This is a genomic window from Streptomyces sp. NPDC038135 (assembly GCF_055601245.1).
In genome coordinates, this window is record NZ_JBVJXS010000009.1 from 62768 (window position 1) to 87846 (window position 25079).

A 25079-nucleotide genomic window follows, 5' to 3' on the forward strand; every position below is an offset into this window, starting at 1 on the left:
CGGTCCGCGGCACAGCGGTTCGTCCGCGGCGGCCGTCGGGCGACTGCCCGGCGGCGAACCAACGGGGGCACGGTCTGTGGGGGACGGGATGGACTTCGGCACGCAGGGCCCCGAGGCCCCGGCCGACCTCGCCTGGCTGCGAGGTGTGGACGCCTACACGATGGGCGCCTATCCCCAGGCGGAGGAGGAGTTCCGCGTCGCGGTCCGGATGGACCCGGGGATGGCGGACGCCTGGCTCGGACTGCACGCGCTGCGGGTCGACACGACCACCGCGCTGCTGCGGATGTTCCGGCACCGGGAGCGCTTCGGGGAGCAGCGCGCCCGGCACCGCCGCACCCTCAACTCCTGGTACTGGCTCGGGTGGTGGGTTCAGCCGGTGCTGGAGAGCCCGCGCGACCTGCTGCTGGCGCACGCCTCGCACTGGCTGGACGGCCGGCACGTGCCCGAACTGGACCGGGCGCTCGCCGGGCTGCCCCCGGTGGACACCGACCCGCAGGTCCGCTTCCTGCACGCCTGCCGCGCCTATCTGGTCAAGGACTGGGACCAGCTGGTGCGGCACACCGACCCGCTGGTCGACGATCCCCTGCTCGGCATCGAGGCGGGCCTGTTCGGCGGCATGGCCCGGGTCCGTCTGGAGATGTACGGCCAGGCCGAGCCGCTGCTCGCGGCGGCCCTGATGCGGTGCCGCAGCGAGCAGCCGCAGCGCAAGGAGCTGCGGTACTGGCTGGCGCGGGCGCACGAGGGCACCGGCCGCAGTGCCGCGGCGCTCCCCCTGTACCGGGCGGTGCACCGGATCGACCCGGCCTTCATGGACACCTCCGCCCGGCTGGCCGCGATCGCCGAGGGCGACGGATACGACGATCCGGCCGACTTCGCGGCCATCACCCTGACCGGCGCCGGGGCGGACGTCATGGACGGGCCGGACACGCTCGACCCGCTCTTCGGCGCGGAGACCCGCGATCTGCGGCTCACGGAGCCGGATCTGCCGACCGGGCCACTGCCGTCGGTCTCCGACCCGGTGGTGCGCGTGCGGAGCGGGCCGCCCTCCTCCGTCCTGCCGGCCGGGCCGACCGATCCCGCGTTGCTCGAGGAGGCGCTCGCGGAGCTGGAGCGGATGGTGGGACTGGAGCCGGTCAAGCGGCAGGTCAAGGCTCTGTCCGCGCAGTTGAACATGGCGCGGCTGCGGGCCGGGCAGGGGCTGCCGGTGCAGCCGCCCAAGCGGCACTTCGTCTTCTCGGGGCCGTCGGGGACCGGGAAGACCACGGTCGCGCGGATCCTCGGCCGCGTGTTCTACGCACTGGGGCTGCTCGGCGGGGACCATCTGGTCGAGGCGCAGCGGGCCGATCTGGTCGGGGAGTACCTGGGGCAGACGGCCGTGAAGGCCAACGAGCTGATCGACTCCGCGATCGGCGGGGTGCTGTTCGTGGACGAGGCGTACTCGCTGTCCAACTCCGGGTACGGCAAGGGGGACGCGTACGGCGACGAGGCGCTTCAGGTGCTGCTGAAGCGGGCCGAGGACAACCGGGACCACCTGGTGGTGATCCTCGCGGGCTATCCGGAGGGCATGGACCGGCTGCTCACCGCGAACCCGGGGCTCTCCTCCCGCTTCACCTCGCGGGTCGACTTCCCCTCCTACCGGCCGCTGGAGCTCACCGAGATCGGCAAGGTGCTCGCGGCGGAGAACGGGGACCAGTGGGACGAGGAGGCGCTGGAGGAGCTGCGGTCCATCGCCGGGCACGTGGTCGATCAGGGGTGGATCGACGAGCTGGGGAACGGGCGGTTCCTGCGGACGCTGTACGAGAAGAGCTGCGCCTACCGGGATCTGCGGTTGTCGGGGTATCCCGGGGGGCTGTCCCGGGGGGACCTCGCCACGCTGCGGCTGCCGGACCTGATGCAGGCGTACGGAGAAGTGCTGTCGGGGCGGGGGCCGCAGGATCCGTCGGCTCTCTAGGCGGCGGTGAGGGGGCCGGCCGAGGGTTTTTCGCTGAGCCTCGCTTCCGGGTGGCCGGTGCCGATGTCCACCGCCTGCGCTGCCCGGATTCGTCAGGCAACGGTGTCGCCGTCGGCCGAGGGCGTCTCGCTTGCCCGCGCCGGCGGTGTGCCGCTGCGCCACCCGTGCCGCCCTGGGGGTCCCCCAGGCCGTCAGGGCACTGGGGGAGGCACGCATGCCCGCAGCCGGGTGGGACCGTGGCCGGGGTGCCGCCCACCCGGGTTTGTGCCGGGTGGGCGGGGTGGTCAGGCCATGGCCTGTTCCGGGTTTCCGGTGGCTCTGGGTTCGGTGAGCTTTATGTCCGGGAGTCTGCGGTGAGCCGGGTCGCGGACCTCGCCCACCAGCAGTTCCAGGACGTCCTCCAGGGCCACCAGGCCCATGACCCGGCCCGAGGCGTCCGCGACCTGGGCCAGGTGGGTGGCCGCCCGGCGCATGACCGTCAGGGCGTCGTCCAGCGGCAGTTCCGAGCGCAGTGTCGTCATGGGGCGCCAGACGTGCTGAGGGACGGCCCGGTCGGAGTCCTCCAGGTCCAGGACGTCCTTCACATGGACGTATCCCATGAAGGGGCCCTTGTCCGCCGCCGCGACCGGGAAGCGGGAGTAGCCCGTACGGGCCGTCAGCCGGACGATCTCGCCCGGCGTGACCGACGGCGGCACCGTGATCAGGGACTCGCGCCGCAGCAGGACGTCCGTCACCGGGCGGGAGCCCAGTTCCAGCGCGTCCTCCAGGCGCTCCTGCTCCTCCGGGTCGAGCAGGCCCGCCTGGCCGGAATCCTCCAGCAGGCGGTTGAGCTGCTCGCTGGTGACGACGGCCTCGACCTCGTCCTTGGGCTCGACCCGGAAGAGCCGCAGGATGCCCTGGGCGCAGGCGCCGAGGGCCGCGGTGATGGGCCGGCACACCCGGGCGAAGGCGACCAGCCCCGGGCTGAGCCACAGCGCCGCCTTCTCGGGGGCCGCCATCGCGAGGTTCTTCGGCACCATCTCGCCGATGACGAGGTGGAAGAAGACCACCGCGGCGAGGGCGATGACGTAGCCGAGCGGGTGAATCATGCCGTCCGGCAGGTGCAGCCACTCGAAGACCGGCTCCAGCAGGTGCGCGACCGTGGGCTCGGCGACCGCGCCGAGGGTCAGCGAGCAGACGGTGATGCCGAACTGGGCGGCGGCCATCATCTGCGGCAGCCGCTCCAGGCCGTACAGCACCTGGCGGGCCCGGGCCGTGCCCAGCGGTTCGATCTGGCTGCGGCGGACGGAGACGAGCGCGAACTCGGCGCCGACGAAGAAGCCGTTGGCGAGCACGAGCAGCCCGGCGAAGAACAGTTGGAGGACGCTCATCGGACGGCCTCCATGACGTTCACGGCCGGGACCGTGCGGACCAGTCGGACCCGCTCGGCGCGGTAGTGGCCCACCTGGCGCACGGCGAGCCGCCAGCCGGGCAGTTCGGCCCGGTCGCCGGGGGCCGGGATACGGCCGAGCAGATCGGCGACGAGTCCGGCGACGGTCTCGTAGGGCCCCTCGGGCACGACGAGACCGATGCGCTTCAGGACGTCGACCCGGCAGCCGCCGTCCACGTCCCAGGCGGGCCGGCCGTCCTCCGGCGGGGCGGGGGCGAGTTCGGGCACGTCCTTGGCGTCGTGCTCGTCGCGGACCTCGCCGACGAGCTCCTCGACGATGTCCTCCAGGGTGACCACGCCGGCCGTGCCGCCGTACTCGTCCACGACGACGGCGATGGGCTGCTCGCTGCGCAGCCGGGCGAGGAGGGGCTGGACGGGCAGCGTCTCGGGCACGAGCAGCGCCCGGCGCGCGATACGGCCGACCGGGGTACGCAGCCGGTCGTTGACGGGGACCGCCAGCGCGTCCTTGAGGTGGGCCATGCCGACCACGTCGTCGATCTTCTCCCGGTAGACGGGGAAGCGCGACAGCCCGGTGGCCCGGGTCAGGTTGACCACGTCCTCGGCGGTGGCCGAGTCCTGCAGGGCGCTGACCTTGACCCGCGGGGTCATGACGTGCTGCGCGGTCAGCTCGCCCAGGGAGAGGGTGCGCACGAACAGGTCGGCCGTGTCCTGCTCCAGAGCGCCGGCCTGTGCGGAGTGCCGGGCCAGGGACACCAGTTCGCCCGGGGTGCGGGCGGAGGCCAGTTCGTCGGTGGGCTCGACGCCGAGAGCGCGCACCAGCCGGTTGGCGACCGTGTTCAGCGCGGAGATCACCGGGCGGAACAGGCGGGAGAAGAGGTGCTGGGGGCCCGCGACGAAGCGCGCGACCTGGAGCGGGCGCGACACGGCCCAGTTCTTGGGCACGAGTTCGCCGATGACCATCTGGACCGCGGAGGCCAGCAGCATGCCGGTGACCACGGCCACACCGGAGACGGCGCCCCGGGGGACGCCTATCGCGGTGAACGGGCCGCGCAGCAGCGCGGCCAGGGCCGGTTCGGCGAGCATGCCGACGACCAGGGAGGTGATGGTGATGCCGAGCTGGGTGCCGGAGAGCTGGAAGGAGAGCTCCTTCAGCGACTCCACGACCGTGCCGGCGCGCGTGTCGCCGTCGGCGGCGGCCTTCTCGGCGTCCGGGCGCTCGACCGTCACCAGGCCGAACTCGGCCGCCACGAAGAAGCCGTTGGCCAGGATCAGCAGGAAGGCCGCTGCGAGGAGCAGCAAGGGGGTGGTCATGATGCCGCCGCCTCCATGTGGGGGGAGGGGGCGGCGCAGGTACTACAGGACGATCCGTCCATCGCCGGAGGGGGTCACTCCTCGGGTAGCAGGAACCCCTGTGCACCGGGCGCGGCGCCACAGGGATGGAGGCGCGACGAAGACGCCTCCAACTCCAGATTAATCAAGACACGGCCCGGTGTGGCAGGGCGGACGTCACCGATTCATCCCTGATCTTCACCGGCCGGGGCCGTCGAGCGGGCTTCGGCGAGCGCCCGGAGCGCCCGCGCGTCGGCGATGGCGCGCTGCCGGGCGAGGCCCGGCTGGATGCCGAGCGCGGGCAGGCTGGTGCCGTCGCTGAGGTTGAGGAACACCCAGGGATCGCCCGGACGGAGGTTCACCTGAAGGATTTCCGCCCAGGCCAGGCGCCGCCTGCTCGCGATGTTGACCACGGTGACGCCGGACTCGTCGGCGACCACCTTGATCCGGGCCAGTTGGGCGAGTGCCCAGAAGATGAGCGCTCCGGTGACGAAGAAGCTGGCCCGCTCACCCGGACCCAGGTCCAGCAGCAGGGCGACGCCTGAGATCACCAGGAAGATCGCCACACCGGCGGTGAGCAGGATCACCCGCGTGTGGCCCGGTCGGAAGGTCACGGGGAGGGCGGGAAGCTCGGACATCTGTTCGCGTACCTCTTACAGGCGGCAGGCGTGGATGGCGGTGGTCAGGATGGCCCGGGCGCCGATCTCGTAGAGGTCGTCCATGATCCGCTGCGCCTCCTTGGCGGGGACCATGGCGCGGACCGCGACCCAGCCCTCGTTGTGCAGCGGGGAGACGGTCGGCGACTCGAGTCCGGGGGTGAGCGCGACGGCCTTCTCGAGCTGCTCGACGCGGCAGTCGTAGTCCATCATCACGTACGTCCGGGCGACGAGGACGCCCTGGAGGCGGCGCAGGAACTGCTGGACCTTGGGCTCCTCGCCGTCGGCGCCGGTGCGGCGGATGACGACGGCCTCGGACTTCATGATGGGCTCGCCGAAGACCTCCAGACCCGCGTTGCGCAGGCTGGTGCCGGTCTCCACGACGTCGGCGATGACCTCGGCGACGCCCAGCTCGATCGCGGTCTCGACGGCGCCGTCCAGGTGGACGACGGAGGCGTCGACGCCGCTGTCCGCGAGGTGCCCGGCGACGATGCCCTCGTAGGAGGTGGCGACGGTGCGGCCCTTGAGGTCCGCGACGCCCGTCGCGGTACCGGGCTTGGCGGCGAAGCGGAACGTGGAGCGGGCGAACCCGAGCGGCAGGATCTCCTCGGCGTCGGCGCCGGAGTCGACCAGCAGGTCGCGGCCGGTGATGCCGATGTCGAGCCGGCCGGAGGAGACGTAGATCGCGATGTCGCGGGGGCGGAGGTAGAAGAACTCGACCTCGTTCACCGGGTCGACGATCCGCAGTTCCTTGGACTCCCGGCGCTGCTGGTAGCCGGCCTCATGCAGCATGTCCGCCGCAGGGCCGGACAGGGAACCCTTGTTGGGGACGGCGATGCGCAGCATGAGGTCGGCTTCCTTTGCGTTGGGTCGGAGTGGGAGCGTGAGCCGGTGCGGCTCAGAGGTGGGCGTAGACGTCGTCCAGGGAGATGCCGCGGGCGACCATCATCACCTGGACGTGGTACAGCAGCTGCGAGATCTCCTCGGCGGCCGCCTCCTTGCCCTCGTACTCGGCGGCCATCCAGACCTCGGCGGCCTCCTCGACGACCTTCTTGCCGATGGCATGGACCCCCTTGCCGACCAGCTCTGCGGTGCGGGAAGTGGCGGGATCGCCCTGGGCGGCCTTGTGCTGGAGCTCGGTGAAGAGCTCCTCGAAAGTCTTCTTGGACATGGTGATGCCCACCCTACGCGGTGCGGGCGGCTCCTCAGTGCCAGGGTTCGGATACCGAACGGAGCGTGGCCGCGGTGGCGACCGCGGCGGTGACCGCCTCGTGCCCCTTGTCCTCGCTGGAGCCCTCGATGCCGGCCCGGTCCAGCGCCTGCTCCTCGGTGTCGCAGGTGAGCACGCCGAAGCCGACGGGGACGCCGGTCTCGACGGAGACCTGGGTGAGGCCCTGGGTGACCCCCTGGCACACATAGTCGAAGTGGGGGGTTCCGCCGCGGATCACGACGCCGAGGGCGACCACGGCGTCGTAGCCGCGGCCCGCGAGGACCTTCGCGGCGACCGGGAGCTCGAAGCTGCCGGGGACCCTGATCAGGGTCGGCTCGTCGATCCCCAGGTCGTGCAGGGCGCGCAGGGCGCCGTTCACCAGACCGTCCATCACCTTCTCGTGCCACTGGGCCGCGATGACGGCGACCCTGAGGTCGCTCGCGCCCCGTACGGACAGCTCCGGTGCACCCTTGCCGCTCACATCTCTCCTCAGTGCTGTTCGCTTACTGGTTGCCGCAGGTGGACGCGGGCGCGGCCGCGGCGGCGGCCACGGCCGGGGTGTCCAGCCAGGGCAGGTCGTGCCCCATCCGGTCCCGCTTGGTGCGCAGGTACCGGAGGTTGTGCTCGCCCGCCTGGACGGGCATCGGCTCGCGGCCGGTGACCTTCAGGCCGTGGCGCAGCAACGCGTCGGTCTTGTCGGGGTTGTTGGTCATCAGGCGGACGCCGCGCACGCCGAGGTCGGCCAGGATGCGCGCGCCGGCGCCGTAGTCGCGGGCGTCGGCGGGCAGGCCGAGTTCGAGGTTGGCGTCCAGGGTGTCGCGGCCCTGCTCCTGCAGTTGGTAGGCGCGCAGCTTGGACAACAGGCCGATGCCGCGCCCCTCGTGTCCGCGGAGGTAGACGACGACGCCGCGGCCCTCGGCCTGGATGCGTTCGAGGGCGGCGTCGAGCTGGGGGCCGCAGTCGCAGCGCAGGGAGGCGAAGACGTCGCCGGTGAGGCACTCGGAGTGGACGCGGACCAGGACGTCCTCGCCGTCGCCGATCTCGCCGTGGACGAGGGCGACGTGCTCGACGCCGTCGACGGTGGACCGGTAGCCGTAGGCGGTGAAGGTGCCGTGCCGGGTGGGCAGCCGGGTCTCGGCCTCGCGGCGGACGGTGGGCTCGCTGTCCCGGCGGTAGGCGATCAGGTCCTCGATGGAGATGATCGTCAGGCCGTGCTTGCGGGCGAACGGGATCAGTTCGGGCAGCCGCAGCATCCGGCCGTCCTCGCCGGCGATCTCCACGATGGCCCCGGCCGGGCGCAGGCCCGCGAGGCGGGCGAGGTCGACGGCGGCCTCGGTGTGGCCGTTGCGGGTCAGCACGCCGCCGGGCCGGGCGCGCAGCGGGAAGACATGGCCGGGGCGGACCAGGTCGGTGGGCTCGGCGGTGCCGCTCGCCAGCAGCTGGAGCGTGGTGGCGCGGTCGGCGGCCGAGATGCCCGTGCTCACGCCGTGCGCGGCGGAGGCGTCCACGGAGACGGTGAACGCGGTCTTCATCGACTCGGTGTTGTCCTCGACCATCTGCGGCAGCCGCAGCCGGTCGAGTTCGGCGCCCTCCATGGGGGCGCAGATCAGGCCCCGGCACTCGCTCATCATGAAGGCGACGATCTCGGGGGTGGCCTTCTCGGCGGCGATGACGAGGTCGCCCTCGTTCTCCCGGTCCTCGTCGTCGACGACGACGATCGGGCGGCCTGCCGCTATGTCGGCGATGGCCTGCTCGACGGGGTCGAGCGCGAAGTCCTCGATGCGTTCGGTGCTGTGGAGCAGAGGTGCCGAGGTCATGCCGGCGCTCCTTCCAGAACGGGCCGCGCGTCCCTGCGGGAGCGCAGCCACCAGTCGCGCATGCCCCACAGGACGAGCGCGCCGTAGATGACGTAGACGAAGCCGGAGAAGGCGTAGCCGTTGGCGAAGTTGAGGGGGACGCCGACGAGGTCGACGAGCAGCCAGGCGATCCAGAACTCGACCATGCCCTTGGCCTGGGCGTACATGGCGACGATGGTGCCGACGAAGATGTAGGCGTCGGGCCAGGGGTCCCAGGACAGGGACGGGTAGGCCTTGAACAGCAGGGCGACGGCGACGGTGCCGGCGGCCGCGGCGGCGAGCATCACCGCGCGCTCGGTCCAGGTCGCGAACCGGGGCGCGATGTGGCCGTCCTCGGCGCGGTCCTTCCTGCGCTGCCACTGCCACCAGCCGTACAGCGCGACCGCCATGACGACGGCCTGCTTGCCGGCGCTGCCGGCCAGGTGGCCGTAGAAGGCGCCGAACAGGACCAGGCCGGACAGGAACTGCACGGGCCAGGTCCACAGCGAGCGGCGCCAGCCGAGGGCCAGGGTGATGAGGCCGAGTATGTTGCCGGTCATGTCGGACCAGATGATGTGCTGGCCGAAGAGCGTGAAGGCCTCGGAGTTCATCCAGTTCACTTGCCGTCCCCCTGTCCGGCCGCGAGCAGCCGCTCCACGTACTTGGCGATGACGTCGACCTCGAGGTTGACCGGGTCGCCGGGCTGCTTGTGGCCGAGCGTGGTCAGGGCGAGGGTGGTCGGGATGAGGCTCACCGTGAAGTGGTCGGGGCCGGCGTCGACGACGGTGAGGCTGATGCCGTCGACGGTGATGGAGCCCTTCTCCACGACATAGCGGGCGAGGTCCGCGGGCAGCGAGACCTTCACGATCTCCCAGTTGTCGGACGGCTTGCGCTCCAGGACCTTTCCGGTGCCGTCCACGTGCCCCTGCACGATGTGCCCGCCGAGGCGCGCGCCCACCGCGGTGGGGCGCTCGAGGTTCACGCGGGAGCCGACACCGAGCGCGCCGAGGCTGGAGCGGTTCAGGGTCTCGGCCATGACGTCGGCGGTGAACTCGTCGCCCTCGTGGTCGACGACGGTGAGACAGACCCCGTTCACGGCGATGGAGTCGCCGTGCTGCGCGCCCTCGGTCACTACGGGGCCACGGAGCCGGAAGCGGGAGGCGTCGCCGAGATTCTCGACGGCGGTGACCTCACCCAGCTCTTCGACGATTCCGGTGAACACTTCCCGGGTCCTCCTGCCTCATGGGGCACGGACTCCGGGGCCTGTCGAAGACGACAGAATCAACGGGAGAACAGCTCCGGGACGACGCCGAACGGGGACCCGTCCGCACGCGGACGCGGCCAGATTCGGCGGCGCGCATGAAGGCATGCCCGCCCGCCGCGCACTGCCTCCCATCCGGACTTTAACCGTCGGTCCAGGAATTTCACCTGGTCAACCGGCCGCTGGAAGCGACCGGGTCGCGGACTGTAACCGCCGGTTCGGACTTTCACCGACCCCGGAGTGCGCTGCTTCTGGTACAGGGCCAGTGTGCCACGGCCGACGCGGGTCCATGCGGGTGAATGTTGTGGAGTGACTCACAGAAGACCCACTCGGACTTTCCGGGACGCTATTGGTCCGGACCATTGACCGTACTGGTCTAGTCCTTTTAGGGTGCGGGCGGGCCCGGCGGCGGTGACGACGGCCCTTGCCCGCCGCCGGGCCGCCCAGGGCGGGTTCGGCCCTGTCACGTTCCGCGTGGCCGCGTTGTCCCCACGGACGGAGGGCACTCCACTCGGGAGTGCCCCGGCGTCCGGAGGGACGGAATCAACATGGCCACGATCCTGGTGACCGGCGGGACCGGCACACTCGGCCGGCTCGTCACCGAACGGCTGCGGGCGGACGGGCACGAGGTGCGGGTGCTCAGCCGGAGCTCCCGGCCGTACGCCGTCGACCTGCGCACGGGCGGCCCGGGTCTGGACACGGCCCTCGCGGGCGTGGAGACGGTCGTGCACTGCGCGAGCAACCCCCGCGGCGGCGACGAGCGGGCGGCGGACCATCTGATCGCGGCGGCCCGGCAGGCGGACGTGGGCCACCTGCTGTACATCTCCATCGTGGGCGTCGACGAGGTGCCGTACGGCTACTACCGCTCCAAGCTCGCGGTGGAGCGGCGGATCGAGGAGTCGGGGCTCGGCTGGACCGTGCTGCGCACGACGCAGTTCCACGACCTGGTGGCCTCGGCGCTGCGCGCGCTCACCAGGTCGCCGGTCGTGCCGCTGCCGGCCGGGGTGCCGGACCAGCCCATCGAGGTGGCCGAAGTCGCCGACCGCCTGGCCGAGTTGGCCGCCGGCCCACCGGCCGGCCGGGTCCCCGACATGGGCGGCCCGCAGGTGCGTTCGTTCGAGTCGCTGGCCCGGGTCTACCTCCGGGCGACCGGCCGTCGCCGGGCGCTGGTACCCGTACCGCTCTTCGGCACCACCTACCGCGCCTTCCGCGCGGGCGCCCATCTGACACCCCCGGAGCAGGCGGTCGGCAAGGGCACCTTCGAGGACTATCTGGCCCGGCGGGCGGGGGGTCGAGGGTGAGCGGGCTGCCGGGCCGGCCGGGCGGGCTTCGGGGCGCACACCTGGCCGACGCACGGGGCCAGCGGTCGGCGTCTGCAAACATTCGTCGCCAAACACGCGCCACCGGTCGACGTTTCGAACACCCGATCGCTGAACGGATTCTGCGATCGGCACAGGCAAACAGCGCGACAGGCCACCGAACGAAGCGGAGCGGACTAGGCCGAGCGGGCTTCGGCGGCGGGCCCGGGCGGGGCGCCGGTCGCCGGGCCCGTCCTAGCGGTCGGGCGGGGTGAAGAGTTCGTCCTGGGCCCGGTCCCGTGCTGTCAGGAGGGCGCCGCGGAGGACCGCGGCGCCGCCGAGGCGGCCCGCACGGACCTCGGTGTCCAGGGGTGACATCCGGCGCAGCCGCTCGGCGACGCGGTCGGCGAGGACCGCTCCCCCGGCCTGTCCGATCTCCCCGCCGAGGACCACGCAGCCCGGGTCGAGGATGGAGACGACCGAGGCGGCGCCGATGGCGATCCGGTCGGCGAGGGCGTCGAGGAAGCGTTCGGCGGGACCGGCCCCGGCCGTCCCGCCGGGCGCCTCCGTCACACGCGCCACCGCCGCGCGCACCACCACCGCCACGCCCGGCCCGTCCGCCCGCTCCGCCGGCGGCAGACCGTGCAGCTCGGCCAGCCGGGCGATCGCCGCCGCTCCGGCCAGGGAGTGGAAGCCGCCGTCGCAGTCCGTCGCCGACGGCAGGGTCACCGTGCCCGGGACCGGCAGGAAGCCGATCTCGCCCGTCCCGCCGGAGGCACCGCGGCGCAGGGCGCCGTCGAGGACGACCGCGGCGCCCACGCCGTGGCCGAGCCAGAGCAGGACGAAGGTGTCCCGGTCCCGGGCGGCGCCCTCGCGCTGCTCGGCCAGGGCGGCCAGGTTGGTCTCGTTCTCCACGGTCACCCGGGCCTCGGGCATCCGTTCCTGGAGGGCCGCGGCGAGCCGGCGGTGCCAGGCCGGCAGACCGCCGGAGTCGCGGAGGTCGCCGGTGGCCGGGTCGACGAGGCCCGGCGCCCCGATCCCGACGGTGTGCGGCCGCCGGCCCCCGGCCCGCTCGACGGTCCGCTCCACGGCGGCCACCGCCTGCTCCAGGGCGGGCCCGGTACCGGTGTCCCCGCCGATGGGCGCCGAGCCCTCGGCCAGCACGCGCCCCACGAGATCGGAGACCAGCACGAGGACGCCCTCGGTGCGCACGTCGAGCGCGGCGAGGTGGGCGCGGTCGGCCACGATGCCGTACAGCCGGGCGTTCGGGCCGCGGCGCTGCTCGCCGGACTCCCCCACCACCGTGATCAGGCCGGAGACGCTGAGCCGCTCGACCAGGTCGGCGACCGTGGGCCGGGACAGTCCGGTGAGCTGCTTCAACTGCCCTGCCGTCAGCGGGCCCTCCCGCTGCAGCAGACGCAGGGCGTGCCGGTCGTTGATGGCCCGGGCGGTGCTCGGTGATGCGGGCATGACGGGCATCCTCCCAGACCTGCGCAGCCGACTTTTCCACTATCTATCAGGCAGGGTCCCTGATAGTTTACGCCCGTGCGGCGACGGCGCCGCGGCAGGACCTGGGGAGGGACCGGAACATGGGTGACGTGAGCCATGCGCCTGACGAGGTGAGGCGCGCCCGGTACGCCGTGGCGGCCGTGTTCGCCGTGCACGGCGCCGTGACCGGCTCCTTCGCCACCCGGGTGCCCTGGGTGCAGGAGCACGCCTCGCTGAGCGCGGGGCAGCTCGGCTTCGCCCTGGCGTTCACGGCGTTCGGCGCCTCGTGCGCGATGCCGCTGGCGGGCCGGATCAGCCACACCTTCGGCAGCCGAACGGCGCTGCGGGGGCTGCTCGCGCTGTGGACCCTGTCGCTGGTCCTGCCGGCCCTCGCGCCGAACATGTACACGCTGTGCCTGGCGATGTTCGTCTACGGCGCGAGCGCGGGCATGGCCGACGTGGCGATGAACGCCCTGGGCGTCGAGGTGGAGCGGCTGCTCGGCAAGTCGATCATGTCGGGCCTGCACGGCATGTGGAGCGCGGGCGCGCTCGTCGGCTCGGCGGCCGGCACCCTCGCCGCCCATCTGGGCTCGGACGCGCGTCTGCACTTCGCACTCGCCGCGGCCGTCCTCACCGCGCTCGGGCTGGCGGCCTGCTCGGGGGTGCTGGACGTGCAGGCCGCCGAGGACGAGGAGCCGCCCCCGCGGTTCACGCTGCCGCCCCGCTCGGCGCTGCTGATCGGCGCGGTCGGGTTCTGCGCGGTGTTCGCCGAGGGGGCGAGCCTGGACTGGTCGGCGGTGTTCCTGCGGGACCGGCTGGACAGTTCGGCCGGGGTCGCGGCCGCCTGCACCACCGGGTTCATGCTGACCATGGCGGTGGCCCGGATCGCCGGGGACGCGGTGGTGAACCGGTTCGGCGCGGTGCGCACGGTGCGGGCAGGCGGGGTGCTGGCCGGGCTCGGCGGCCTGCTGGTCGTCCTCGCCGGGCACCCGGCGGTGGCGATGACCGGGTTCGCGCTGATGGGGCTCGGCATCGCGGTCGTCGTACCGCTGTGCTTCGCGGCGGCCGGGCACGCCGGCCCCAACCCCAGTCAGGCCATCGCGGGCGTGGCGACCATCACGTACACCTCGGGCCTGATCGCGCCCAGCCTGATCGGCGGGGTGGCGCAGGCGACCAGCCTGATGGTCTCGTTCTGCGTGGTGACCGTGCTCGCCTGCGGCCTCGCGGCGTTCGCGGGTGTGCTGCGCACCGCCGAGCGCGGCGGCGCGGAGATCAGTCCTGCGGTCGCAGAAGTTCCCGGCCCACGGCCCTGAAGGCGTCGCTCCACGGCGCCGGGCGGAGCGTCGTCGCGTCCAGCCGGACCAGCACCCGGGTGCCGCGGGCGTAGGTCTGCGCGCCGTCGGCCGAGCAGAAGCGGAAGCCGTAGGTGAGGCCCGTGGTGCCGAGCCGTTCCAGCCACAGATGGACGGCGTAGGTGCCCGGGCGGGTGACCGGCGCCTCGTAGCCGATGGTCAGTTCGCGGACGGCGTTGCAGGCGTCGCCGGCGGCGTGCCAGTCGCCGTCGAAGCGGACGCCGTGCTCGTTCCACAGCTCGGTCCAGGCGCGCTCGACCATCAGCGGGTAGCGGGCGTTGTGCAGCAGTCCGAGCGCGTCCAGGTCGTCGAAGTGGACGGTGACGGGGATCAGCCGGCCGTGGGCGACGGCGGGGGCGATCGGGGCTTCGGCGGTCACGGAGGTGCTCCTGGGCGACGGGACGGGACGATGTGGACCACTCCATACTAAGCGACCGCTCAGGCGGGTTCGCCGGACACCGCAGGTCAGGCACGTGAGCGCGGTCCGCGAGGGGGCCGGGTGCACGGGAAGCCGGCCGGTACCCCCGACAATGGCCTGGAACGTCTTCACGTACAGAGAAAGCGAAACCCCACCATGGACCTCGGCGTGCGCTGGAAGCTGCACGGTGACGGGCGCACGCCCGCACCCGGAGCGGTGGTACGCCCCGACGAACGGCTCTCCTGGCCGCGCACGGTGGGCCTCGGCGCCCAGCACGTCGTGGCGATGTTCGGAGCCTCCTTCGTGGCCCCCGTGCTCATGGGCCTGAACCCGAACCTGGCGATCATGATGTCGGGCGTGGCGACCGTGATCTTCCTGCTCGCCACCCGGGGCCGGGTCCCGAGCTATCTGGGCTGCTCTCTGTCCTTCGTGGGGGTGGCCGCGGTCATCCGGGCGCAGGGGGGCACGAGCGCCACCGTGACCGGCGCGGTCCTGGTGGTCGCCGCCGTGCTGTTCCTGGTGGGACTCGCGGTGCGGCGCTTCGGCGCGCGGGTCATCCACGCCGCCATGCCGCCGATCGTCACCGGCGCGGTCGTGATGCTGATCGGCTTCAACCTGGCTCCGGTGACGGCCTCCACCTACTGGCCGCAGGACCAGTGGACGGCCCTGCTGGTGATGCTCTTCACCGGACTGGCGGTCGTCTGCCTGCGCGGTTTCTGGTCGCGCATCGCGATCTTCCTGGGCCTGGTCTTCGGGTACGGGATCTCCTGGATCTTCGACCTGGTCTTCGGCAAGATCCACTCGGTGGACGCGAGCGGCAAGCTCACCGACCACTGGCGACTGGACCTCTCCGGCGTCTCCAAGGCCGACTGGATCGGGCTGCCGTCCTTCCACGGGCCCTCGTTCCAGTGGTCGGCGATCCTGGTCGCGCTGCCGGTCGTCATCGCGCTGATCGCCGAGAACGCCGGGCACGTCAAGGCGGTCGGGGAGATGACCGGCGACCCGCTGGACGACGAGCTGGGCACCGCGATCTCCGCGGACGGCGTCGGTTCGATGCTGTCGACCGCGGTGGGCGGCCCGCCCACCACCACCTACTCCGAGAACATCGGCGTGATGGCCGCGACCCGCGTCTACTCCACCGCCGCCTACTGGGCCGCGGCCTGCTTCGCGCTGCTGTTCGGCCTCTGCCCGAAGTTCGGCGCGGTCGTCGCCGCGATCCCGGGCGGGGTGCTCGGCGGCATCACCGTCATCCTCTACGGCATGATCGGCCTGCTGGGGGCGCAGATCTGGATCAACGCCAAGGTCGACCTGCGCAACCCCCTGAACCTGGTGCCGGCCGCCGCGGGCATCATCATCGGCGTCGGCAACGTCACCATGAAGTTCACCGACACCTTCTCGCTCAGCGGCATCGCGCTCGGCACCCTGGTCGTCATCACCGGCTACCACGCGCTGCGCGCCTTCGCGCCGGCCCATCTCAAGACCCAGGAGCCGCTGCTGGACGAGGGCACGTCCAGCTACGACGAGAACGGCCGGCGCGCCGAGTCGTAGGCGGGTCCCGCCCGCCGCGCGTTCCCCCGTTTCGGGGAAGCGGCGGGCCGGTCGCCGCGCGGCCCGGCCCCGGGCTGCCACTCTTCCCCCATGGCGCAGCCGGAACACCTCACCACGCCCGTCGACGCCGTCCTGGCCCGGATGCGCGCCCTCGACGCGGAGTTGCCCGAGCGGGACGGGGTCGCCGTGTTCAACCGCGTCTACCTCGCCGTCACCGAGGAGGTCGGCCGGCGCCTGGACGCGGGCGTGTTCGCGGACCGGCGGGCGGCGGCCACGCTGGACGTACGGTTCGCCGAGCGGTACCTGGCCGCGGTCGAGGCGGCGGAGCGGGACCGCCGCCCGCCCGCCTGCTGGCGGCCGCTGTTCCAGTTCCGCCGCCACCCCGGGGTACGGCCGCTGCAGTTCGCGCTTGCGGGCATCAACGCCCACATCGGGCACGACCTGGCGCTCGCCGTGGTGGACGCCTGCCGGACGCTCGGTTGCGAACCGGCGGATCTGGAGGACGAGTTCGACCGCGTGGGCGACCTCCTCGCCTCGCTGGAGGAGCGCATCCGGGAGGACCTGATGCCGGGGCCCGACCTGCTCCAGATCGCCGACCCGATCACCCATCTGCTGGGCTCGTGGAGTCTGGAGCGGGCGCGGGAGGCGACCTGGGCGGCGGCCCGCGCGCTGTGGGCGCTGCGCCACTGCGGGGGCCTCGCCGGGGAGTTCACCGAGCGGCTGGACGCGGCGGTCGGCTTCGCGGGGCGGATGCTGCTGACGCCGTGCGGCGACTGACCCGGGCTCTTCCGGCCAACCTCCGCCGGGTCTCCTGGAACTGCGCTGCGATCTCGGTAGGTTGAACCGGGAACCGACCGCGAAGGAGTCACGGCACATGGCTACTCGACTGGGCCTCGGCCTCCCGCAGAACCGGCAGTACGACCTGGGCAGGGACGTGCCCGACGTGGCGCGCACGGCGGAGCGGATCGGGTACGACAGCCTGTGGGTGTACGAGCGCGCCCTGGTCCCGGACCCCGCCCACCAGGGCCTCTACGGCATCCCGGGGCTCCCCTGGCCCGACTCCTACCGCGGCGTCGCGGAGCCGCTGGTCACCCTGACCCTCGCGGCGGCCGCCACCGAACGCGTCGAGCTGGGCTCCAGCGTGCTGGTCGCGCCGCTGCACCTGCCCTTCCAGCTCGCCAGGTCCCTCGCCACGCTGGACGCGGCGAGCGGGGGCCGGGTGCTCGCCGGGTTCGGCACCGGCTGGTCCCACGACGAGTACGCGGCGGCGGGCGTACGGCCCTTCGAGGAACGCGGGCAGGTGCTGGACGAGCTGATCGACGTGTGCCGGGCCGTGTGGGGCCCGGACCCGGTCGTGCACGAGGGCCGGATCAGCCGGATCTCCTCCGCGGTGGTCGGCCCCAAGCCGGCCCGGCCGATCCCGATCCTGCTCGCGGCGAGCGGCCGGCGCGCACAGCGGCGTCTGGTGGACCACGCCGACGGCTGGCTCCCGGTGGGCACGGGCGTCGAGCAGATCGCCGCCCAGTGGGCGGAGTTGCGGGAGCTGGCCGCCGAGCGCGGCCGCGAGGAGCCGATCCGGACCGTGCTGCGGGTCAACGCGGTGCACTCGGTTAAGCCCTACGAGGGCGGGGACCGGCGGCCGTTCCAGGGCGACGCCGGCCAGATCGCCGAGGACCTGGCCCGGCACGCGGAGATCGGCCTGGACGAGATCCTCGTGGACCTGCAGAGCACCCCGCGCGACGCCCAGGAGCTCAAGGACGTCGCCGCCGAGGTGTTCGAGAAGGCGCGGGCGGCCGGAGTCTAGGTCCGGCCGCCCGCGCCTCGGTCCGTTCCGGCCCGGGGCCGGTCAGTCCTCGGGCAGCTCCACCGGGGCGATCTCGTCGTAGACGTCGCCCGGGCCCGGGTTGGTCGGGTCGGTCTCGCCGCCGAAGTGGTGCATCACGCCCCAGACCGCGTTCAGCGCGGTCTGGATCGCGCCCTCGGCCCAGCCCGCCGTCCAGGAGATGTCGTCGCCGGCGAGGAAGATGCCCCGCTTGTCCTCGGGCAGCCGGTCCTGCATGAAGTGCGTGAACAGGCGCCGCTGGTAGCGGTAGTGGCCGGGCAGGTTGGCCTTGAACGCGCCCATGAAGTAGGGCTCGTTCTCCCAGGAGACGGTCACCGGGTTGCCGATGATGTGCTTCCTGATGTCGACCTTCGGGTAGATCTCGCCGAGCGACTTCAGCATGACCTCCATCCGCTCGTTCGCGGACAGCGGCAGCCACTTCAGGCTGTCGTCGCACCAGGTGTAGGACAGGCAGATCACGGCCGGCCTGTCCGGGCCGTCGTCCAGCAGGTAGGTGCCGCGGGTCATGCGGTCGGTGAGCGTCATCGACATGACGTCCCGGCCGGTCTCCTCGTCCTTGTCCAGCCAGAACGGCCGGTCGACCGGGACGAAGAGCTTCGAGGACTCCATGTAGTGGGTGCGCTCGATGGCGGTCCAGTGGTCGATCGGGAAGAGCGAGTCGTCGCAGGCGATCTTCGACAGCAGCATCCAGGACTGGGCGGTGAACACCGCCGCCCGGTAGGTGCGGATGTCGCCGTTCGCGTCGGTGACGGTGATCCGGTTGCCCGAGGTGCGGTGCAGCCGGGTCACGGCGGGGCGGGGCTCGCCGTCCACGTGCAGGGACTTCAGCGAGGTGCCGTACGGCCAGTGGACGATCTTCTCCGGCTCGCGCTCCCAGAGCCGCAGCGGCAGCTGCTGGGAGCCGCCGACGATGCCGCGGTGGTGGTCGTCCGCCTCGGTGTAGACGACGCGCAGGATCTCCAGGATGGAGTTCGGGAAGTCGGTGTCCCAGCCGCCGGTGCCGAAGCCGACCTGGCCGAAGATCTCCCGGTGCCGGAAGGACCTGAAGGCCTCGGAGTCGCAGAGGAAGCCGTAGAAGGTCTGGTTGTCGAGCTTCTCGACCAGCCGGGCCCAGATCTCACGGATGCGCGGCACGTCCCGCTCGCGCAGCGCGCGGTTCATGTCGGAGAAGTCGGCGCCGTCCTCCAGGCACCTGTTCCAGGCGTCGGCGACGTCCCGGTACACCTGGGGCAGGTCGTCGACGGTCTCGGCGTAGTGCGACTCGCCCTTGAGGTCCACGACGGTGGACGGGGTGGTCTCGGCGAGCGGGTTCGGGAACGGCCTGGTCTCCAGGTCCACCAGGTCGATGTAGTGCTGCAGCGCGGTGGAGGACGGTGGGAAGCGCATCGCGCCCATCTCGGCGGTCAGCGACTCGTCGCAGCCCTCGAAGCCGACCGTGCGCAGCCGGCCGCCGAGCTGGTCGGCCTCGTAGACGACGGGCTTGAGGCCCATCTTCATCAGCTCGTAGGCGGCCACCACACCGGACAGACCGCCGCCGATGACGGCGACCTCGGCGCCGTGCTCGGTCGCCGGGATCTGGCCCAGGCCCGCCGGGTGGGCGAGGAAGTCGTCGTAGGCGTAGGGGAAGTCCGGGCCGAACATGGTGATCGGCGGCTGCTGCTCGTCTGCGTGCTCGACGGCGTTGGGCACGGTGGACGTCATGGGGTACGGACTCCTTGCGCGGGGGTGGATCTGGAGAAGCTGGGCGTGATCAGACGAGGGACCGGTACAGACCGGGGCGGCGGTCCTTCAGGTACGGGTTGGCCTCGCGGGAGGCGGCCAGGAAGCCCGGGTCGGCGTCGGCGAGGACCAGTTGCTCCTCGCGGCCGGCGCGGGTGCGGGCGACGCCGTCGGGGCCGGCCAGGACGGACAGACCGACGAACTCGAACTCGCCCTCGCGGCCGACCCGGTTGACGTAGGCCACGTACATCTGGCTCTCCCAGGCCCGCACCGGCACCAGGGACTCGGCGACGAACTGGAAGGGGTGCATCTGCGCCGTCGGCACGACGAGGAGGTCGGTGCCGGCCAGGGCGTGCGCCCGTACGTTCTCCGGGAACTCGACGTCGTAGCAGATCATCAGGCCGACGGTCAGCCCGTTCAGCTCGGCCTGCACGACCGGCTGCTCGCCGGGCGTGAAGTGGTCCCGTTCGAAGCAGCCGAAGAGGTGGGTCTTGCGGTAGTTCGCGAGCCGGGCGCCGTCGGCGGAGATCAGCTGGGCGGAGTTGTAGACGGCGTCGCCGTGGCGCTCGGGGTAGCCGTAGGCGATCGCCAGACCGTGCCGGCCGGCGATCTCGGCGACCGCGTCCGCGGAGTCGCCGTCGGCGGGCTCGGCGAGGCGGGCGATGCCGTCGCCGATCGCGTACCCGGTGAGGAACATCTCCGGCGCGGCCAGCAGCGCGGCGCCCGCGGCGGCGGCCCGGCCCGCGGCCTCGTCGAGAACCTTGAGGTTCTCGGCGATCGAGCCGGGGCGGCCGGAGCTCTGGAGCAGGGCGGTGCGCATGCGTTTCCTCACCGGGAAGGGGGTTTGGGGGGCCATTAAGAAGGTACGGTCGGCGCGCTCGGCCGGACAAGGAGGAGCCGTTGCGCGCCGGTGCGCGGTTCGTTGCGTGGCGAGCGGGTCGCACGGCGATTCGTTGCGCGCCCGGCGGTGGAGCCCGCGTACGCCCTGGGGCGCAGGTCGCGGCGGGGTTACCCGCCGGACGGCGGAGGCGGGACGCCGTCTGGGGAGCGATGTGCGAACGGCGCGCCGCCGGGAGAGTGATGTGCGTTCAGTTCACGCAGCTCCACCTGCGGAAAGGACCGTCATGCGACGTCGTACGAGGATCGCCGCCGTCACCGCCGCCCTGCTGATCACCGCCGGAGCCGCCGGCTCGGCGACGGCGTCCGGGCAGGGTCCGCGACAGCAGCACCGGCACGAGGCGGCCGCGCTCACCGGAACGGCCAAGCTGTACCGGTCGGCCGGCGACGACATCACCTTCTCCTTCGACGCGCATCTCGCGGCCGGGGACACGAAGAACCCGGGGGCGGCCACCGGTACCTTCCGGTTCAGCCACTACCTGCACGGCAAGGGCGCCTGGGCCAGGGCGAAGGTCGACTGCCTGGTCACGGGCGGGGAGGTCGCCGTCGTCTCCGGGGTGATCACCGACTCCGACCTGCCGGGCGCCAAGGGCCGCCGGGTCGGCGTCACGGTCCAGGACCTCGGCCGGCACGACCGGCTGGGCTACAGCTGGGCCGCGACGAAGGACCTGGGGCCGCGGAACCTGCCCAAGTGCGTCTCGTCGGCGCCGTTCGAGAAGGTGCGCCAGGGCACGGGCGACTTCCACGTCGTGCCGTGGCGGCCCGCGCTCTAGGCCTTCCGTGACTGCTCCGCGGGACCGCGGAGCGGGTCCGGACCGGCGGCGGGGCCGGTGACGGGGTGGCGGCCCGGCTCGCCGGCACGGACCGGGCCGGACACCCGCGGCAAGCGGGGGTCCGGCCCGCGGGTCGCGGCAGCCTTTCAGGGGGAGCCTGCCGGGGCGTACGGCCCGGCACGGAGCCCGGTCTAGCCCGGGGCGCCCGAGGAGAAGCGGCGCAGCAGCGGAGACAGCACCAGCACCGACTTGGTCCGCTCCACGAACGGCTCTCCGGCGATACGTTCCAGCACCCGTTCGAAGTGGCGCATGTCCGAGGCGAAGACCTGGACGACGGCGTCCGCGTCACCCGTGACGGTCGACGCGGCCACGACCTCCTGGTAGCGCTCCAGGCCCCGCTGGATGGTCTCGGGCGAGGTGTTGCGCCGGCAGTAGATCTCGACGAACCCCTCGGTCTCCCAGCCCAGCGCCGCCGGGTCCACCCGGACGGTGAACCCGGTGATGGCCCCGGTGGCCCGCAGCCGGTCCACGCGCCGCTTGACGGCGGGCGCGGACAGGCCGACGAGCTGCCCGATGTCCGCGTAGGAGCGGCGCGCGTCCTCGGCGAGGGCGTGCACGATGCGTTCGTCGAGATCGTTCAGCACGAGCGGTGGTTCATTTCTCCGGGGCGGTCACTTCTCGGCCGCGACCGCGTCGTCCTCGGCGGTCGCGAGACGGGAGCGGCGATGGCCGTACCCGAAGTAGAACACGAGCCCGACCGCCATCCAGACACCGAAGACCACCCAGGTGACGGCGGAGAGGCTGAACATCATCCAGGCGCAGCAGGCGAAGCCCAGCGCGGGCAGCACCCACGACAGCGGGACCCGGAACGTGCGCTTCATGTCCGGGCGGGTACGTCGCAGCACCACCACGGCGACGTTGACCAGGGCGAAGGCGAACAGCGTGCCGATGCTGGTGGCGTCGGCGAGCTGGCCCAGCGGGATCGCGGCGGCGAGGACGCCGCAGAACAGCGACACGATCACCGTGTTGGCGCGGGGCGCGCCGGTCTTCGGGTTGACCCGGGCGAAGACCTTGGGCACGAGGCCGTCGCGGGACATGGCGAAGAGGATGCGGGTCTGGCCGTAGAGCACGGTCAGGACGACGCTCGCGATGGCGATGACGGCGCAGAACGCCAGCAGGGTGCCCCAGAAGCTCTGGCCGGTGACGTCCGTCATGATCTGGGCGAGCGCGGCCTCGGAGTCCTCGAACGTCCGCCAGGGCTTCGCGCCCACCGCGACGGTGGCGACCAGCACGTACAGGGCGGTCACGATGACGAGGGACAGCATGATCGCGCGCGGCAGGTCCCGCTGGGCGTTCTTCGCCTCCTCACCGGCGGTGGAGGCGGCGTCGAAGCCGATGTACGAGAAGAACAGCGTGGCGCCGGCCGCGCTCACACCCCCCATGCCGAGCGGCATGAAGTGCGCGTAGTTGCCGGACTTGAAGCCCATGAAGCCGATGGCGCAGAAAAGGATCAGCGCGGCGATCTTCACGCACACCATGATCGTGTTGGCGCGCGCGGACTCCTTGGCGCCGCCGAGGAGGAACGCCATCGCGAGCAGCACGACGATCAGCGCGGGCAGGTTGAAGACACCGCCGTCGCCGGGCGGCGCGGACAGGGCGTCCGGGATGGTGACGCCGATGGTGCCGGCGAGCAGTTCGTTCAGGTACTCGCCCCAGCCGACGGCGACGGCGGCCACCGAGACGCCGTACTCCAGGAGCAGACACCAGCCGCAGACCCAGGCGATCAGTTCGCCCATGGTTGCGTATGCGTACGAGTACGAGGATCCGGAGACCGGGATGGTGCCCGCGAGCTCGGCGTAGGAGAGGGCCGAGAAGAGTGCGGTGAGTCCGGCGATCACGAAGGAGAGGATGACGGCCGGACCCGCCTTCGGAACGGCCTCGCCGAGTACGACGAAGATGCCGGTGCCGAGGGTGGCGCCGATGCTGATCATCGTCAGCTGCCACAGCCCGAGGGATCGCCGCAGCGTCCCTCCCTCGCCCTGGCCGCCCTCCGCGACCAGTCGTTCCACTGGCTTGCGACGCATGAGGCGCGCGGCGACGCCCGGGGACGCCGGGGCGGCCGTTCTCTTGTCTTGCGGTGGTGCGCCTTGCTCGAGCACGCGCTGGGCTCCTTATCGCTGCCGGTCAGGACGGACGAGGACCGGCGGAAGCCCGTCAGGGCAGGAACCCGCCGAGCGGAGTCCCCGCCACGCCACCTACAGCGCAGCACCCTATGAGGCGCGGCTTCGCGGGCGTAATGCAGCAAGGTTGCGCATGCCCGCATGATCATTGCGTTGATCCGGAGCCGGTGCCCTTTTGTTGCGCCCGGACCGCGAACCGTTGCGCGACCACCCCGCCGATCCCTTTTCTCACGCTTTCTCCGGCTCCCTCGCGCCGGTCCTTTCCTCCGTCCGCGTCCCCCCGGCCGGCGAGGGACTCGCGCGGCCGCAGCGCGTCCGGCACACATGCCGACGGCCCCCGGCCGTCCCGGGAGCGGGAGCGGTGGGGGCCGTACGGAAGGAGGTTTTCCGGGTGAGTCAGTTCCAGCTGGCGTGCAGCGGCTTGCCCTCGGCGTAACCGGCGGCGCTCTGGACGCCCACGACGGCCTTCTCGGCGAACTCCTCCAGGGAGCCGGCGCCGGCGTAGGTGCAGGAGGAACGGACGCCCGCGATGATCGAGTCGATCAGGTCCTCGACGCCCGGACGGGCCGGGTCGAGGAACATGCGGGAGGTGGAGATGCCCTCCTCGAACAGGGACTTGCGGGCGCGGTCGTAGGCGGACTCCTCCGAGGTGCGGTTGAGCACCGCGCGCGCGGAGGCCATGCCGAACGACTCCTTGTAGAGGCGGCCGCCGGCGTCCTGCTGGAGGTCGCCCGGGGACTCGTAGGTGCCCGCGAACCAGGAGCCGACCATCACGTTGGACGCGCCGGCCGCGAGGGCCATGGCCACGTCGCGCGGGTGCCGCACACCGCCGTCGGCCCACACGTGCTTGCCGTACTTCCTCGCCTCGGCGGCGCACTCCAGGACCGCGGAGAACTGCGGCCGGCCTACGCCGGTCATCATCCGGGTGGTGCACATCGCGCCGGGTCCGACGCCGACCTTGATGATGTCCGCGCCGGCGTCGATCAGGTCCTTGACGCCCTCGGCGGAGACGATGTTGCCCGCCGCGATCGGCACGTGCGGGTCGAGCGCGCGCACCAGCTTGATGGCGCTGATCATCGACTCCTGGTGGCCGTGCGCGGTGTCGATGACGAGGGTGTCCACGCCCGCGTCGAGGAGCTGCTTGGCCTTGCCGGCCACGTCGCCGTTGATGCCGACGGCGGCGGCGACGCGCAGCCTGCCGTTCGCGTCCACGGCCGGGGTGTACAGCGTGGCGCGCAGGGCCCCCTTGCGGGTGAGGATGCCGGCGAGCCGGCCGTCCTCGTCCACGGCCGGGGCGTAGCGGCGGTTGTGCGTGTCGAGGATGTTGAAGGCCTCGCGCGGGTCGATGTCGGCGTCCAGCAGCAGCAGGTCCCTGGACATGACCACTTCGAGCTGGGTGAAGCGGTCGACGCCGCTGAGGTCCGCGTCGGTGACGACGCCGACCGGCCGCTGCTCCTCGTCGACGACCACACCGGCGTTGTGCGCGCGCTTGGGCAGCAGGGCCAGGGCGTCGGCGACGGTCTGGTGCGGGGCCAGCACGATCGGGGTGTCCAGCACCAGGTGGCGGCTCTTGACCCAGGAGACGACGTCGGCGACCACGTCGATCGGGATGTCCTGCGGGATGACCACGAGGCCGCCGCGCCGGGCGACCGTCTCGGCCATGCGACGGCCGGCGATGGCGGTCATGTTGGCGACGACGAGCGGGATGGTGGTACCCGTGCCGTCCGGCGAGCCGAGGTCCACGCCCTGACGCGAGCCCACCGCGGAGCGGCTCGGCACCATGAACACGTCGTCGTACGTCAGGTCGTACGGGGGCTGGATGTCATTGAGGAAACGCACGTGCCGCACATCCCAGTCGATCAGAGGTGACCCCCCGACGGGTGCGCCAGGGGGAAAAGAGCACGTACTTCATTGTCCCATGACGGCCGGCC

At 72.3% G+C, this 25079-nt stretch carries 23 protein-coding genes and 1 riboswitch; of the genes, 7 read left to right on the forward strand and 16 right to left on the reverse strand.

Annotated elements, in window-relative coordinates; all coding sequences use genetic code 11:
- Positions 1-88: 88 nt before the first annotated feature.
- On the forward strand, positions 89-1951 hold the full coding sequence (locus tag ACZ7JA_RS25340) for an AAA family ATPase (protein ID WP_389304806.1): 1863 nt from the start codon (positions 89-91) through the stop codon (positions 1949-1951).
- Between the two features lie 284 nt (positions 1952-2235).
- Here ACZ7JA_RS25340 and ACZ7JA_RS25345 read toward each other — a convergent pair whose 3' ends face one another.
- From ACZ7JA_RS25345 to ACZ7JA_RS25385, 9 genes are all read right to left on the reverse strand, one after another.
- Entirely contained in the window at positions 2236-3321 is a 1086-nt protein-coding gene (locus ACZ7JA_RS25345; RefSeq protein ID WP_351663812.1) for a hemolysin family protein, read from the reverse strand.
- Positions 3318-4652, reverse strand: a complete 1335-nt coding sequence (locus ACZ7JA_RS25350; RefSeq protein ID WP_351663814.1) for a hemolysin family protein — start codon at positions 4650-4652, stop codon at positions 3318-3320. The genes ACZ7JA_RS25345 and ACZ7JA_RS25350 overlap by 4 nt, the downstream gene beginning before the upstream one ends.
- 203 nt (positions 4653-4855) lie before the next feature.
- Entirely contained in the window at positions 4856-5308 is a 453-nt protein-coding gene (locus tag ACZ7JA_RS25355) for a PH domain-containing protein (protein ID WP_351663816.1), read from the reverse strand.
- Between the two features lie 15 nt (positions 5309-5323).
- The gene (gene hisG, locus ACZ7JA_RS25360; protein ID WP_199209761.1) at positions 5324-6172 is read right to left on the reverse strand and encodes an ATP phosphoribosyltransferase; all 849 of its coding nucleotides are present in this window, start codon (positions 6170-6172) and stop codon (positions 5324-5326) included.
- A 52-nt stretch (positions 6173-6224) separates the two neighbouring features.
- Positions 6225-6497: a phosphoribosyl-ATP diphosphatase gene (locus ACZ7JA_RS25365; protein ID WP_019983911.1), complete on the reverse strand. Its 273-nt coding sequence runs from the start codon at positions 6495-6497 to the stop codon at positions 6225-6227.
- A 34-nt stretch (positions 6498-6531) separates the two neighbouring features.
- Positions 6532-7017, reverse strand: coding sequence for a 6,7-dimethyl-8-ribityllumazine synthase (ribH, locus tag ACZ7JA_RS25370; protein WP_351663819.1), 486 nt, complete (start codon positions 7015-7017; stop codon positions 6532-6534).
- Positions 7018-7039: 22 nt separating this feature from the next.
- Complete coding sequence (locus ACZ7JA_RS25375; protein WP_351663821.1) at positions 7040-8353, reverse strand: bifunctional 3,4-dihydroxy-2-butanone-4-phosphate synthase/GTP cyclohydrolase II; 1314 nt, start codon at positions 8351-8353, stop codon at positions 7040-7042.
- The gene (locus ACZ7JA_RS25380) at positions 8350-8991 is read right to left on the reverse strand and encodes a nicotinamide mononucleotide transporter family protein (RefSeq protein WP_351663823.1); all 642 of its coding nucleotides are present in this window, start codon (positions 8989-8991) and stop codon (positions 8350-8352) included. Before ACZ7JA_RS25380 ends, ACZ7JA_RS25375 begins: the two co-directional genes overlap by 4 nt.
- Positions 8988-9593, reverse strand: a complete 606-nt coding sequence (locus ACZ7JA_RS25385; RefSeq protein WP_351663825.1) for a riboflavin synthase — start codon at positions 9591-9593, stop codon at positions 8988-8990. Before ACZ7JA_RS25385 ends, ACZ7JA_RS25380 begins: the two co-directional genes overlap by 4 nt.
- 156 nt (positions 9594-9749) lie before the next feature.
- Positions 9750-9880, reverse strand: a riboswitch (FMN riboswitch).
- A gap of 300 nt (positions 9881-10180) precedes the next feature.
- Between ACZ7JA_RS25385 and ACZ7JA_RS25390 the strand changes: the two genes are divergently transcribed.
- Positions 10181-10933 carry an SDR family oxidoreductase gene (locus ACZ7JA_RS25390; RefSeq protein WP_470810601.1) on the forward strand — a complete coding sequence of 251 codons (753 nt, stop codon included), beginning with the start codon at positions 10181-10183 and terminating at the stop codon, positions 10931-10933.
- 252 nt (positions 10934-11185) lie between these two features.
- Here the strand turns inward: ACZ7JA_RS25390 and ACZ7JA_RS25395 are convergent, their stop codons facing one another.
- Positions 11186-12400, reverse strand: a complete 1215-nt coding sequence (locus ACZ7JA_RS25395; protein WP_389304802.1) for an ROK family transcriptional regulator — start codon at positions 12398-12400, stop codon at positions 11186-11188.
- A gap of 119 nt (positions 12401-12519) precedes the next feature.
- Here ACZ7JA_RS25395 and ACZ7JA_RS25400 point away from each other — a divergent pair, with 119 nt between their 5' ends.
- Complete coding sequence (locus tag ACZ7JA_RS25400) at positions 12520-13731, forward strand: MFS transporter (RefSeq protein ID WP_389304801.1); 1212 nt, start codon at positions 12520-12522, stop codon at positions 13729-13731.
- Here ACZ7JA_RS25400 and ACZ7JA_RS25405 read toward each other — a convergent pair.
- Positions 13691-14149: an acyl-CoA thioesterase gene (locus tag ACZ7JA_RS25405; protein ID WP_351663833.1), complete on the reverse strand. Its 459-nt coding sequence runs from the start codon at positions 14147-14149 to the stop codon at positions 13691-13693. The two genes, ACZ7JA_RS25400 and ACZ7JA_RS25405, sit on opposite strands and share 41 nt — an antisense overlap.
- Before the next feature lie 195 nt (positions 14150-14344).
- Between ACZ7JA_RS25405 and ACZ7JA_RS25410 the strand changes: the two genes are divergently transcribed.
- The 3 genes from ACZ7JA_RS25410 to ACZ7JA_RS25420 all read left to right on the forward strand — a co-directional run bounded on the left by ACZ7JA_RS25410 (position 14345) and on the right by ACZ7JA_RS25420 (position 17540).
- On the forward strand, positions 14345-15736 hold the full coding sequence (locus ACZ7JA_RS25410; RefSeq protein ID WP_450745821.1) for a uracil-xanthine permease family protein: 1392 nt from the start codon (positions 14345-14347) through the stop codon (positions 15734-15736).
- Positions 15737-15826: 90 nt separating this feature from the next.
- Entirely contained in the window at positions 15827-16513 is a 687-nt protein-coding gene (locus ACZ7JA_RS25415; RefSeq protein WP_393438837.1) for a DUF5995 family protein, read from the forward strand.
- 97 nt (positions 16514-16610) lie between these two features.
- On the forward strand, positions 16611-17540 hold the full coding sequence (locus ACZ7JA_RS25420; RefSeq protein WP_470810605.1) for an LLM class F420-dependent oxidoreductase: 930 nt from the start codon (positions 16611-16613) through the stop codon (positions 17538-17540).
- Positions 17541-17582: 42 nt separating this feature from the next.
- On the opposite strand, the gene ACZ7JA_RS25425 is transcribed toward ACZ7JA_RS25420, so the two are convergent.
- A complete protein-coding gene (locus ACZ7JA_RS25425; RefSeq protein ID WP_351663841.1) occupies positions 17583-19280 on the reverse strand; it encodes a flavin monoamine oxidase family protein in 1698 nt (565 codons plus the stop codon).
- A gap of 49 nt (positions 19281-19329) precedes the next feature.
- Positions 19330-20118, reverse strand: a complete 789-nt coding sequence (locus tag ACZ7JA_RS25430; RefSeq protein ID WP_389448336.1) for a carbon-nitrogen hydrolase family protein — start codon at positions 20116-20118, stop codon at positions 19330-19332.
- A 304-nt stretch (positions 20119-20422) separates the two neighbouring features.
- Here ACZ7JA_RS25430 and ACZ7JA_RS25435 point away from each other — a divergent pair, with 304 nt between their 5' ends.
- Positions 20423-20968 (forward strand): Repetin, encoded by a 546-nt coding sequence (locus tag ACZ7JA_RS25435; protein WP_470810607.1) that lies wholly within the window; start codon positions 20423-20425, stop codon positions 20966-20968.
- A gap of 191 nt (positions 20969-21159) precedes the next feature.
- Here the strand turns inward: ACZ7JA_RS25435 and ACZ7JA_RS25440 are convergent, their stop codons facing one another.
- The 3 genes from ACZ7JA_RS25440 to ACZ7JA_RS25450 form a co-directional block, all read right to left on the reverse strand.
- The gene (locus ACZ7JA_RS25440) at positions 21160-21612 is read right to left on the reverse strand and encodes an Lrp/AsnC family transcriptional regulator (protein ID WP_132894522.1); all 453 of its coding nucleotides are present in this window, start codon (positions 21610-21612) and stop codon (positions 21160-21162) included.
- A gap of 27 nt (positions 21613-21639) precedes the next feature.
- Entirely contained in the window at positions 21640-23127 is a 1488-nt protein-coding gene (locus ACZ7JA_RS25445) for an amino acid permease (RefSeq protein ID WP_351663847.1), read from the reverse strand.
- Between the two features lie 417 nt (positions 23128-23544).
- On the reverse strand, positions 23545-24987 hold the full coding sequence (locus tag ACZ7JA_RS25450; RefSeq protein WP_351663849.1) for a GuaB1 family IMP dehydrogenase-related protein: 1443 nt from the start codon (positions 24985-24987) through the stop codon (positions 23545-23547).
- Between the last annotated feature and the right edge of the window lie 92 nt (positions 24988-25079).